This window comes from Blastocatellia bacterium, from assembly GCA_035275065.1.
GTDB lineage: Bacteria > Acidobacteriota > Blastocatellia > UBA7656 > UBA7656 > DATENM01.
This window is the reverse complement of sequence record DATENM010000021.1, coordinates 1-13528: the sequence shown is the minus strand read 5'-3', so window position 1 is coordinate 13528 and position 13528 is coordinate 1. Positions and strand designations below refer to the sequence as shown.

Below are 13528 nucleotides of genomic sequence, written 5' to 3'. Positions count from 1 at the left end.
CGTGTTGCCCGCCGAGCCGATGGTGTTGCCGTTGCTGTCGTAGCTATCGCTTGCCAGCCGGTCGTTGACATCCACGCTCGACGTTTGATTCGGCACTGCCGCCACGGTTGAAGTCCGCGTCAGCCGGTTGCCCACCGCGTCGTAGCTGTAGCTGATCTGCCCGTTATTGGCTGACACGGGATCGCTGCTGATCGTCTCGCTGGTCAGCCGGTACAGCCCGTCGTAGCCATGGCTGACACTGCGACCGCTCTGCTCGGTGACGCTCAGCCGGTTGCCCGCCGCGCCCAGCGTGTAGCTGTAACTCGCGATGGTCGCCCCCGCCTTGCTGATACTCATGTCGGTCAGCCGATTAAGTGAGTTGTAGGTGTAGGCGGTCTGCACCTGATTCGGGTAGACGTAGACTGAGAGGTTGCCCGCCGCGTCATAGCTGTAGCTGGCCACCCCCGTCGCGGGCCGCGTGCCCACGGCTGGCGCGTTGTCGGTGACGGTGGACAAGCGATTCAGCGCGTCGTAGCCGTAGCTCGTGCTCACCCCGTCGGCGTGGTTAGAACTCAGCGTCAGCAGGTTGCCGCCGCTGTCATAGGTATAAGACAGCGTGCCTTCAGGTGTCGCCTTGCTCAGCAGCCGATCGCGCACATCGTACGAATAAGTGGTCGTGCCGCTGGCGTCACTCATCGTCAGCCGCCGGCCCGTCGCCGTGTAGATGAACGTCACCGCCGGCTCGCTCAACGACGCATCGGGCGTCTTGCTCAACAGGCGGTTCATCACGTCGTAGCCATACTGCGTCGTCTTGCCGCGGAAGTCAGTCCGGCTGGTCAGAGTACCTACGTTGTTGTAAACGCAGGTCTCGCTCTGTCCCAGTGGCAAGCTGCGCTTGGTGCGGCGGCCCAGCTTGTCGTACTCGTAACGAGTCACCCGATTCAATGCATCGGTCTGACTGGTCTGGTTGCCCAGCTCGTCGTATCCATACCGTGTCACCTGGTTCAACGCGTCAGTCACACTCGTCAAGCGGCCCAAGCTGTCATAGCCGTACTGCGTCGTCTTGCCGGCTTGATCGATCTTCGATGTGACGCGGCCCATCGCGTCGTAGCCGGTTTGATCGAACGTCGAGTCGGCATAGGTCACCTTCACGCGCCGGTTCAGCGCGTCATACTCATACGTAGTCGTGTGATTGTTAGCGTCGGTCATCGAGGTCTGATTGCCGTTGCCGTCGTAGCTGAACATCGTCACATGACTGAGCGCGTCGGTGATCTTCGAGCGCCTGCCGCTACAGCCACAGTTCGGGTCGTACTCATAGCTCGTCACGTTGCCGCGCGCATCAGTCGTTGACGTGATGCGGCCTATCGCATCGTAGCTGGTCTGCGTGAACGTGCCGTCCGCATAGGTCGTCTTCGTCAATCGTCCAACTGCATCGTAGATAAAGGAAGTCACGCGGCCCGCGCGGTCTTTGCTCGTCAGCCGCCGCCCCTCCGCATCATAGGTCGCTTCTTCCGTCGTGCCGTCCGGGTAGGTCGTCTTTGTCAACCGGCCCATGTCGTCGTAGGTGTAACTGGTCACTCGCCCAAGCTGATCCGTCGTCGTCGCCTGCTGCCCTATGGCGTTGTAGCTCACCTGCGTGAATGTGCCGTCGACATACGTCGTCTTCACCAGCCGGTTGAGGTGGTCGTACTCATACGTCGTCGCCAGCGTCTCGGTGCTGCCATTGGCCAGCGTGCGCGTCGTCGTCTGGCTCGTGCGGTTGTTATTGGCGTCATAGTTGTAGCTCGTCACGTGTCCTGATGCGTCGGTCTCCTGCAAGAGGTTGCCTAGCAGGTCACACTGATACTGCGTCACTTGATTCAACGCATCGGTCATCGTCTTCGGGCTTCCCTGCGCGTCGTAGCTGTAGCTGGTCACGTGTGACAGCGCGTCGGTCATCGTCTCCAACTGCCCCTTCGGCGTGTAGGTATTCGTCGTCACCTGGTTGCGCGCGTCGGTCACCGTCAGCACCTGCCGCAGGCTGTTGTAGGTGTAGCGCGTCACGTTGCCGAGCGGGTCGGTCACGCTCGTCACGTTGTCGTTGGCGTCGTAGGTGTAGCTCGTCGTCTTGCCGATGGCATTAGTTTCAGTGAGCTTATTGTCGCGGCTGTCGTAGGTGTAGCTCGTGACGTGTGAGAGCGCGTCGGTCACGCGCAGCACGTTGCCGTCGGCGTCATACTCGTACAGCGTCTCGTTGCCGAGCCGGTCTTTGATGATCTCGTGGCGGGCGGCGATGTCGTGTGTGTAAGTAATCGTCTTGCCGAAGGCGTCGGTGTGACTGAGCAAGCGGCCCGCCGCGTCGTAGTCGTTGCGGATCGGCTGAATGCCGCGCGGGTCGGTGATCGTCAGCAAGCCGTGCGTATTGTTATAGGTGAAGCCGGTCGTCTGGTTCTCGCGGTCCTTGAAGGTAATCAGATCGCCGTTGGCATCGTAGGTGTAATTCATCACGTTGCCCGCCGGGTCGCTGATCTGCGTGATGCGGCCTGCGGTGTCGCGAGTGAAAGTGAGGCTCTTGCCCGATGAGTGGATGATGCCGCTGCTGTTAATCTGAAGCGTATTGCCGTTGAGGTCCGTCATCGAGCGCAGGCCGACGCCCTCCTCGATGACATACTTCAGCCCGTCTGCCGTGGTCAGTTGGAACACTCGCGGGTTGTACAAGCCGCTATCGCCAACCAGATTGACGCTGCCCGGGATGCCGCCGTCCACGATGACGTCGTTGTTGCCGATGGCAACCAGGCTCGCCCCTGCCGTGCCCGCCGTCCCCGGCTGCTGCACATACGTTACTGTCGCCAGGCGGATGGCATCAATCGTCTGACACTGCGGCGACGTCGTGGCGGCGAACTTGTAGACCTGGCCGTCAGGGAAGGTGACTGTCACCAGATGAGCGCGCGAGGCGTTGAGGCAGTAGCGCGGGAAGAGGCCGTTATCGACGGTCTCGTTCCAGAAGCGGCCAAGATTAACGCTCTTCTCCAGCCGTATGTTATTAATGCCGAGTGTCCAGCCGACACCGAAGTCGCCCACGCGTTTGTCACGTGAGTCGTAGGTGCGGATGATCTGAATCGGCAGTCCTGCAACCGGCACGCTGAGGTCGTTGAACGAGAGAGTGAACAAGCCGACTTTCAAAGCGCGGCTGACGATGACGGCAATCGTCGCCTGCCCGACTTGGCCGCTCGCGTCCACAGAGGTCAGACGCAGCGAGTAGATGCCGTTCAACGACAGCGTCGGGTCGAGCTGTGCGAGTGTGGCATTGCTTACAGGCGTAGTGCCGCTCGCCATCAAGGTCCAGCTTTGATTCGTCGCCTCGCTGTCGCGGTTGAGGCTGTATTCGAGCCGCCAGTTGCCTTTGTCTATCGAGCCGACGACATTCATCGGCGCGGTCACTTCCGCGCCGTCCGCCGGGCTGCTGATCGAAACGACCGGCGGCGGGCCGCTGATGGCGTCATAGACCGTCACCTGCACGTCGGCGCTCGCCGTGAGCGCACCGTCGCTCGCCGTCAAGCGCAGCACGTAGACGCCCGTGCCTGGGAAGCTCGCCTGCGTGACGGCCTGCGCCGCGTTGAGGAAGGTGACGCCCGCCGGCCCGCTCACCTGCGACCACTGCACGCTGAGGCTGCTGCCTGTGGGCAGGCCATCGTCTGTGGCCGTGCCGTTGAGCGTCACCTGCGTGGTCGGCAGGTTGATCGCTTGATCCGCCCCGGCGTTGACCACAGGCGCTTGATTGGTGGTGTTGGCGCTGACCGTCACCGGCACGTCGTCGCTCGCGCTGTACTCGCCGTCTGTGGCAGTCAGGCGCAGCACGTACACGCCTGCCGCCGTGAAACTGGCCGTAGTAGCCGCTTGCGTGGTGTTGGCAAAGCTCACGCTGCCCGGCCCGCTTACCGGGCTCCACTGCACCGCGAGCGTATTGCCCAGAGGCAAGCCGTCATCACTGACACTTCCGCTCAAGCTCGCCGTGCCTGCAATGCTGACCGTCTGGTCAGCCCCGGCGTTCACGGTCGGCGCTTGATTCTGCGCTGTCACCGTTACCTGCACATCGTCACTCGACGTGAGCGCGCCATCGCTGGCCGTCAGTCTCAACACATAAGTACCGGCTGCCGTGAAGCTGGCCGTCGTACTCGCCTGATTGCTTGCCGCAAAGCTCGCCGTGCCCGGCCCGCTCACCTGGCTCCAGCTCACCGTCAGGCTGCTGCCCGTCGGCAAGCCGTCGTCCGTGGCCGTCCCCTGCAAACGCGCCGCCGCCACGCCCACCGCCCGCAGGCTGATGGCGTCAAAGTAGCCATCATTACTTGTTCCGCTGTTGCGCGTCGCGATCAGGCGAATGCGTACGTAGCCCGTCCCCGCAGGCAGAGCGCGCAGGTCAGTGACCTGCTGCCAGTCGCTGCTCGCCGTATTCGCCTCGATCGTCAGCCGCGCGATTGTCTGGGTGTTGGCCGCGTTGCGGTAATCAAGAATGATCTGTGACGAGTCTGCGGGCGTCTCGTTGCCCGAACGCAACCACGCGCGGAAGTCGAACTGCGTGTTCGCCGGGTATGCGCGCACGTCTACGTCCTGACTGAGTTCAGCACTGGCCGTCTGCCCGGCATAAAAATAGGTCGCTCCGGATTGCGCCGCAGGGAAGCCACCCGCGCCGGCGGTCGCCTGCGTCCAACTGCTGCCGACGACTTCCGTCCAGCCGCTGATCTCACCATTGACGAGCGCCGCCTCGTTGCTGCCGTTGACGACGAGGTTAGCGCCGATCTCGGCCACCTGGTCGGGGCCTGCGCTGACTTGCGGCGCTTGATTGACCGGCGCGGGGTTGACCGTCACCCGCACGTCGTCGCTTGACGTGAGCGCGCCGTCGCTCGCCGTGAGGCGAAGGATATACGTACCGGCTGCCGCGAAGCTGGCTGTGGTGGACGCTTGCGCGGCATTGCCGAATGTCACTGTGCCCGGCCCACTGACTTTGCTCCACGTCACGGTGAGCGTGCTGCCCGCAGGCAAACCATCGTCGCTAGCCGTCCCCTGTAAGCTCGCCGTCGCCGGCAGCGTGATCGTCTGGTCAGCCCCGGCGTTGACCACCGGCGGCTGGTTCTGCGCGATCACCGTCACCTGCACATCGTCGCCCGTAGAAAGTTGCCCATCGCTCGCGGTCAGCCGCAGCACGTAGACGCCCGCCGCCGTGAAACTGGCCGTGGTGGCCAATCCTGTCGGATTGCTGAATGTAACCGTACCCGGCCCACTGACTTTGCTCCACGCCACGGTGAGCGGACTGCCCTGCGGCAGGCCGTCGTCGCTGGCCGTCCCCTGCAAGCTCGCCGTCGCCGGCAGCGTGATCGTTTGATCCGGCCCGGCATTAACCTGCGGCGCCCGGTTGGTTACGCATTTTCCATTGCTATCTGTGGCGTAGAGGGCTTCGACTTCCGCAGCCGACAGAGCGCGTCCGTAAAGACTCGCTTCATCGATGTAGCCGGGGAACAGAAAGACCGCATGGGGCGGCATGGCGTCGCCGATGCGCAGCGCATTATTGAAGAGAGCCGCGTGTGGCGCGCTGGTTGCCGCCAGCCGCCCATTGACATAAAGCCGATCAACCGTGCCGTCATAGGTAAGCGCTACATGCGTCCAGGTGTTGACCGGCACACTGCCGGCTGCCGTCGTCGCGCGACCGATGCTCGATTGCCAGTATTCCAGGTGGTCGGAGAATATATACAGCGCGCCGAAGTTGGAGCTGTTTTCGTGGTTGGCAATCAGGCTCTGCCAGAAGCCGATGCTGCGTGTCGGATAGACCCAGAATTCAAGCGAATAATTGCTGCCGAGATTGTAGCTCGGCAATTGCACATAATCATCCACCCCGTCGAAGCTGAAGGCTTGGCCGACCTTGCCCGCCGTAAAGGCGGCGCCATTCATCAATGTCCCGTTGTTGCTGGCCAGACGATCATTGGCATCGCCTTCGGCTGCCCACCAGCCGACCAGCCCCGTTGGCGGCGGAATGCAGGGCGTGGTGACTTTGACAGCCACGTCGCTGCTGGCAGTCAATTGCCCATCGCTCGCCGTCAGCCGCAATACGTAATTGCCACCGGCGCTGAAGGTCGCCTGGGTGACGGCTTGATTCGGCGAACTGAAGGTAACGGAGCTTGGGCCGCTCACCTGGCCCCAGCTTACCGCCAGGCTGCTGCCCACGGGCAGGCCGTCATCCGTTGCCGAGCCGTTCAGGGTGATGGTGCCATTCGGCAGCGCCACGGTCTGCGCCGGCCCTGCGTCGACCAGCGGCGTCTTATTGCGCGGAATCACCGTAACGGTCACATCGTCAAAGCTGGTGAGTTGCGAGTCCGTCGCGGTCAGCCGCAGGACGTAGGTGCCGGCCTCTGTGAAGGTGACGGCGGTGGAGGCTGAAGACGGGTTGGCGAAGATCACCGTGCCGGGGCCAGATACTTTGCTCCAGGTGACGGTGAGCGACCCGCCTGCGGGCATCCCATCGTCGCTCACAACACCCACCAGGTTAGCGCTCGGCTCAATGGCAGGAATTGCGCCGGCGCCGACGGGGGCGAACGTCACGTGCTCCCACTCGCCGCCCAACCCCACTTTGGTCAGCGCGAAGGTGGTTCCTGTCCAGCGAACGCGCCAGAGGTTGGACGGCGATTCCTGGGCGATGAGAATATCACCGGCCATCTCAGCGAACTGCCAGGCCGGTGCGCCCACCAGCCGCGAGTTGCCATAATCGATGCCGAAGAAGTTTTCGTTGGCCGGAATGAGGTCGATGTCTTCGACAGTGATGCCCAGCGGATAGGCACTGACGTTGCCCTGCGGATCAACCGCATAGATGGTGCTGCTCGATTCGCCGCCGGTAATGATCTTGCCGGCCCATGGTCCGTAGCGCGCCGGGTTATTCGGGACCGTGACCACGCCTTCGAGGTTGGGGGTGACGGTGGCGAGTTTGGTGGCGACTCCCATCGCGTTCACCCGCCAGACGTTGCCGCTCGTGGTCACGACGATTAAATCGCCGCCGAATACTCCCGTCCGGTCGACATAGAGGCTGCCGCGGAGCAGGCCATTCTCGCCGGGCAAACGCACCCAGGGGTTCTGCGCCGACGAGCCATCGGCAGAGATGCGGACAATGACGCCAGCCACGCCGGAGCCGGCAAACCCTTCGCCGGCCTGAAAACCACCCATGCTCATGCCATTGCCATCGTCGCGGGCGGTGGCGACTTTGACCTCGTCGGTGAGACCGTTGAGGTTCGAGAACTGCGAGTGCGAGCCGTCGGCGGCGATCAGATCGAAATTATGCGGCTGGCCGGAAGAGTAATTCACTGACAGCAGCAGCTTATTCGTCGGCTGATGGTAATCGATGCCGACCGGTGAGTTGAACGCCACGTTCGTGGGTGATAGAACCAAGGTCGGCGTGGAGCCGTTGTTCCCGAGCGTCACCGTCCGATCCGCGCCGGCATTGACGAGCGGCGCTTGGTTGCCAGGATTGACGGTGATGGTCAGATCATCACTGCCGGTCAGGGCAGAGTCGCTCGCGGTCAGCCGCAGGACGTAGACGCCCGCCGCCGTGAAACTGGCCGTGGTGGCCAGTCCTGTCGGATTGCTGAATGTAACCGTGCCCGGCCCGCTGACTTTGCTCCAGGTGACGGCGAGGCCACCGCCGGCGGGCAGGCCATCGTCGCTCGCCGAGCCGTTGAGCGCGGCACTGGCCGGCAGGCTGATCGTCTGATCCGCGCCGGCGTTGACGACCGGAGGCTGATTGGGCGAGATGACCGTAACCGTCAGATCGTCGCTTGAGGAGAGCGCGCCATCGCTCGCCGTCAGTCTCAAGACATAAGTGCCGGCAGCCGCGAAACTGGCCGTGGTGGCCGCTTGCGCGGCGTTGCCAAAGGTCACTGCGCCGGGGCCGCTCATCTTGCTCCAAGTCGTTGTTAGAGTGCTGCCTGACGGCAGCCCATCATCGCTTGCTGTGCCATTGAGCGTCGCATTAGCTGGCAGCGTGATGGTTTGATCGGGGCCTGCATGGACGGTTGGCGCTTGATTGATACTGACGACGAGATCATCGCTGCTGCTCAAATCCGAATCGCTCGCCGTCAGCCGTAGCACATAGGTTCCCGGCATGTCGAAGCTCGCCGTGGTCGCAAGCTGCGTGGCGTCCGCAAAAGTGATTGCGCCGGGACCACTCACCTTACTCCACGTTGTGGTCAGCGTGCTGCCAGCAGGCAAACCATCGTCGGTCGCCGTGCCGCTCAAGCTGACACTGGTCGCCGGCATGTTGATCGCTTGATCCGGCCCTGCATTAACCACCGGCGCTTGATTGATTGCCGTGACGGTCACCGTAACGTCATCGCTTGCGGTTAAGGCAGAGTCGCTGCCATTCAGCCGCAACACATACGTGCCCGGCGTATCGAATGTCGCCCAGGTCACAGGGTTTGCCAAGTTCGTAAACGTTACCGCGCCGGGGCCGCTCATTTTTGTCCAGCTCGTGGCGAGCGCGCTCCCCAGCGGCAGGCCGTCATCGCCGGCCGTGCCATTCAGCTTGGCGGCAGCAAGCGCCGGCGTTTCAAGCGTCAAGTGATCAAAGTAGCTATCGCAGTTGACGCCAGTGTTGCGCACGCCGATCAAGCGGACGCGTATCCACCGCGTGCCCGCCGGCGCGGTGCGCGTGTCGGAAACCAGCGTCCACTGCGCGGTCGCTTGCAGGGCGCTCGAATCGAACGAGGCCAGCACCGCCGCGTTCGTGGCGTCACGATACTCGACGATGATGCGGCTGCTGTCGGCAGGCGACTCGTCGAACGAGCGCACGTATCCCTTGAAGCGAAAGGTCAGCGTGCCGGCGGCGATGCTTGCGGCAAAGGCCGAGACCTCAACGTCTTGACTGAGTTCGGCCTGCGCCACCTGGCCAGGATAAAAGTAGGTGCTGCCCTGGTAGCTGGTCGGGAAGCCGTTCGCCCCGGCGGTCGCCTGTGTCCAGCTCGTGCCGGTCACTTCGGTCCAGGCGGGTATCTTGCCGTTCACTAGCGGCTGTTCGTTGCCGGGATTCTGTAAGAGGTTAAAGCTGACCGCCTGATCCGGCCCGGCGTTGACCTGTGGCGCTTGGTTCTGCGGTGTGACTGTGATGACGACATCATCGCTGCTTGTAAGTTGTCCGTCGCTCGCCGTCAGTCGCAGCATGTAGGTGCCCGCTGTGCTGAAGCTTGCGGTGGTCACCGCCTGATTCGGGTTTGCAAAAGTGACCGTTCCAGGTCCGCTGACCTTGCTCCAGACAATGGTGAGGCTGCTGGCGGGCAGGCCATCGTCACTCGCCGAGCCGTTGAGCGCGGCACTCGAAGGCAGACTGATCGTCTGATCCGCGCCAGCATTCACCGTCGGTGCCTGGTTGGTAGCGCGCGTCACATGGCGCGAGACGTTGGCAGTGTTGCCGTACAGGTCTGTGGCGGTCGCTGTGAGCGTGTTTGCGCCCATCGCCAGCGGCACCGACGCCGTGTAGGTGTTGCCGCTGACGGTCGCGGCTACGCCATTGACCGTCACCGTCACGGCAGTCTGGTCATAGACCGTGCCGCTCACAACCGTCTGGGTCGCGTCAATAACCGCGCCTTCAGCGGGCTGTTCGATCGTAATCACTGGGGCAGTCGCGTCCGCCGCGCCGCGCAACAGGCCGCCGCTGTTGACCGTCAGGCGGTCGCATTGCAGGCTGCCGGTCAGCGTGCTGTTGCCGTTAATGGTCACCGTGCTCGACGGCGCGATGACAGTGCCGTAAAGCAGGCTGCCGCTGTTCAGCGTGACACTGCCGCTGGCCACCTTGAGCGTCAGCCAGAGCGCGCTACTCGGTGCGCCGATGGTGCCATTGAGGTTCGTGCCGAGCGCCAGCGTCAGCACAACCGGCCCGGCGATCTGAAGCTGCGTTGTGCCATTGAGCGTCAGGCTGCGCAGGTTATAGACCGACGGCGTAGTTGACCCGGCTACGCCGAAGACGAAGCCGCTGCCACTGTTGGCCGTTAAATTTCGATAGCTGCCCGGCGGCACGACAACCATACCGACATTGCTGTTGAGCGTCAGGTCGCGCAAGGTCGCGAAATCGCCGGGCGATTGTCCGGCGGTATTGATCGTTACGTCGCGCGTGCCTGAGCCTGTGGGTGGGGTCGCGACCGTCGGCAGCGTGATCGGGTCAACGCGCGTCAGCAGGTGGCCGAGCATCGAGCCAGAGTTGAGCGTCACTTGGTAACCGGTCGGTGACGCGCTGCCGGTGCCGGGAATCGTACCGCCGAAGTTCGGCGTGCCATTGATGACGACCTGCGGCGTGCCCGGCACGAGCAAGTCCGTGGTGACGACGGCACCGCTGTTGAACAGCACACTCTCGCCTGTGAGCTGGCGCACCGCGCCTTCGACGCGGCCATTGATGGACGGCGCGTGGCGCACGACAGCTGCCAGTCCGTTAGTCGCCGCCAGCGGGAAGACGCCCGCCGGGGCAAAAGCCCCGGCTTCCAGTTGATTGGCCTGCGCGAGTTGCGAAGCTTGAAACTCTGTGCCCGTCCAGCGGATGCGCCAGAGCGCGCCGGGCTGACTCTGCGTGACCAGCAGGTCGCCAACCATCGTCGCGAACTGATTGGCCGAAGCGCCAAGCAGGCTGGCCGCGCCGCTGTCAACGGCGAAGAGGTTCTCGTTTGCCGGAATCAGGTCAAGGTCTTGAGGGTTGACGCTGAGCTGGTAGGATTCGATGACGCCTTGCGGGTTGATGGTGTTCAGGCGACTCTGGGTTTTGATGGCGGCTAGTATCTTGCCGGCCCACGGGCCATACTTCGCTGCGTCATTGGGCACACTGATCACGGCATCCGCCGCCACGCCGAGCGCCGCCACCAGTGTCGGCGTCCCCGATGCGGTGATTCGCCACACACTGCCCTGCGCCGTTACGGCGAGCAAGTCGCCGCCATAAACACCCGTGCGGTCTATGTGCAGTGCGTTGATCGTGCCGCTTTCGCCCGGCAGGCTGACCCAGGGGTTCTGCACGGACGAGCCATCGGCTGAAATGCGCGCGATCACGCCCGCCACCCCGGTGCCGGTAAATAACTCACCGGCATGGAATCCGCCGCGGCTGAAGCCGCCGCCATCGTCGCGGGCGGTCGCGAGCTTGAGCCTAGCGCTCAGGCCTGCGAGGTTGGAAAAGCCGGCATGTGCCCCATCCGCAGCGATCAATTCAAGGTTGCGCGGCTGGCCCGTCGGGTAGTTGACCGACACGGCGAGTTGATTCGTCGGCTGATGATAATCGATACTGCTCGCGTTGTTGAACGAGGAACCGAGCGCGGTTAAAGAGATGCCGCCCGATTGCGGCGCCAGTATGGCACGGACAGCGCGGACGGGCGCTGCCATGGCGGGTGCGTTGCGGGCCGACGCGAGAGCCGACGCCGAACCCTTGATCGAGACTCTGGAGCGTGGCGTAGCCGCATGGCTCGCGGGGAACGGCGCGATGGTATGACAGAAGAAGACCAGAATCAGTAATCGGGCGGTTAATGGACGGAACGCGAACCATTGGGGGTTAATTTCGAGAAGGGACTTTATCATTTCTGCCACTCCAATCCAGACTTCAAGGGAGAAGGCCAGGCCCGTTGCGCAGAGGCAGGCTCGGCGAGTTCGACGTAAAGGGCGCGGCAATCTATCAAGCGGTTCCATGAGTTCAGAGCGCGTCAGCAGCCTGAACGCTGAGACGATCACTCCAGTGAGGAAGATAATGCACGAGCAAGGTAATGAGTTAAAGAGATAGCCGTCTTGCCCTGAGGACAAACAACCCGGCTTTGTGGTGTTTGGCTATGAAACTCAACAACCTGATTTCTAACGGCGCGTCGTTTATATCAGACTGGCCATGTAGTGTCAATAGTTTTCGCCGTGAATAAAATTATATAAAAAACCTGAATCATTCTCTTTTACATATGGTTTGAAGCTGTGGCAGAAATTCGCCCTTGGCCAGCCTCCAGTGCATCGGGTGTTAGGCCACCGTCGAAGGAAACCGAGCCTTTTGGTTTTTTCTTGACTTCGGAGTCACCAAGCTCCTCGGCTGAGCATCTCTCTTTTATCTCGTCTGTGGTTCTTCCCTCTCTGGTATTGTCTTTCGCGACCAAGTTCTTTACGAGGTCACGAGCCGGCTTCATTTTGTCTTTGTCGTAGGTTGACTCTCTTTTATTTCTTTCGTCTTCCGCTCTTTTGTTTTTATCTCGTCCTTTACGGCCTAACGCTCACGTTCAGCGGGGCCAGTAACGGCATTGAAAGAATCTATGAGAACTGCGCTTCGTGGCCTCCGCTGGAACGGATGGTTAGGCGCTGGCGGATAAGCAAATACCTCCTATTTGATCTTGACGTCGAAAATCCCATGCGTTTGCCTTAGCTTCTCTAAGAGATCAGCTAGTACGGGTTTGATCTGATCGCCGATGACTCCTGTCAATTCCTTTCCTGCGTCCTGAAGTTTCATCGCTGCATCTATAGCTTCGTCAGAGAATTGATTCGGCTATCCGGCTGATCAATGACATCATACGGAAGATCGTGATTGTCCATGAACCGTTGAGTCAGATCATCGTAATCCATTTTTTCAAGCAGTAGTTCTTCGAGAATAGATCGGCATTCTTCTAATTGTGGGAGCCAGGTTACTAACGTGAATCCATTTTCCTTAATGTGTCCTATCAGTCTGCTAACCTTAAAATGGTAATCAATTGCCTCGCGCTTAAACTGCTCCTTTAGCTTTATTACCTGATTCTCAGCAGTTCCCATTCCCAACCTCCCACGCTCTTGTAATTTTCGAGCGAGCGCCTAACGCTCGCGTTCAGTGTAGGCCGCAAACGGCCTCACAAGAAACCACGTGAAGTATGCTTCGCGGTCTCCGCTGCAATGGCTTGTCAGGTGGCCTCTCGGGTAGAATGGGCCAATGGAAACGCTGGCCCAGTACCTTGACCGGCTCATGCGCCAGAAGCATCTGACCCCGAAAGACTTGGCCAACCGCTGTGGGCTTACGGATAGCTATATCGGCAGACTCCGCAAAGGCAGGTCTGACAATCTGACTGTCCAAACGGTGAAGAAACTAGCGCTAGCGCTCGACGTGAACGCTCACGAAATCTTTGCGGTGGCTGCGGGGATTCCGCTCAGTGAAATGCCGCAAGTTGACCCGCGTTCGCTCCTGGATCAAATACAACAGCTCGTCAGCGATGAGAACGGCTTGGCCATCTTGCGGCAGTTGCTTGATTTTTCGCCGGCTGAGCGCAAGATACTGCTTAATTACATGGAGTATTTCAAACGACCGCCATCCAACGGCAAATCGGGAAAGAAAGGCAAGCCGCGCAAGAAGTGATTAGGCAGAGGGCTTGTCGGGTGGCCCGACGGGTTCTGACAAGAGGTTCATAACGAAGGTTAAAATAATCCGCATGTGGTCTTCGTCCATGCGGTTGTCGCTGATGAGTCCGAGCAACTTGAAGCCCATATCTTGCAAGCTCATGTCTTCAAGAAGTTGCTCCGTCTGTTTGTCTTTGGCTTTCTTGGCCATCTTCTTTTTCCACCTGGCAAGGTCTAA

4 protein-coding genes are annotated in these 13528 nt (G+C 61.3%); 1 reads left to right on the top strand and 3 read right to left on the bottom strand.

What is annotated here, in order from left to right; all coding sequences use genetic code 11:
* Positions 1–11346 (bottom strand): LamG-like jellyroll fold domain-containing protein (locus VJ464_03950; GenBank protein HKQ04260.1); only part of this gene is annotated, 11346 nt, incomplete at its 3' end.
* Between the two features lie 1101 nt (positions 11347–12447).
* The gene (locus VJ464_03945; protein ID HKQ04259.1) at positions 12448–12735 is read right to left on the bottom strand and encodes a hypothetical protein; all 288 of its coding nucleotides are present in this window, start codon (positions 12733–12735) and stop codon (positions 12448–12450) included.
* A 154-nt stretch (positions 12736–12889) separates the two neighbouring features.
* Here VJ464_03945 and VJ464_03940 point away from each other — a divergent pair, with 154 nt between their 5' ends.
* Positions 12890–13309, top strand: a complete 420-nt coding sequence (locus VJ464_03940; protein ID HKQ04258.1) for a helix-turn-helix transcriptional regulator — start codon at positions 12890–12892, stop codon at positions 13307–13309.
* On the opposite strand, the gene VJ464_03935 is transcribed toward VJ464_03940, so the two are convergent.
* A partial coding sequence (locus tag VJ464_03935; GenBank protein HKQ04257.1) for a hypothetical protein occupies positions 13310–13528 on the bottom strand: 219 nt, incomplete at its 5' end.

Excerpts from the sequence above, each read along its gene's own strand:
- VJ464_03945 (HKQ04259.1), bottom strand. The coding sequence starts at position 12,735 with ATGGGAACTGCTGAGAATCAGGTAATAAAGCTAAAGGAGCAGTTTAAG.
- VJ464_03940 (HKQ04258.1), top strand. The coding sequence starts at position 12,890 with ATGGAAACGCTGGCCCAGTACCTTGACCGGCTCATGCGCCAGAAGCAT.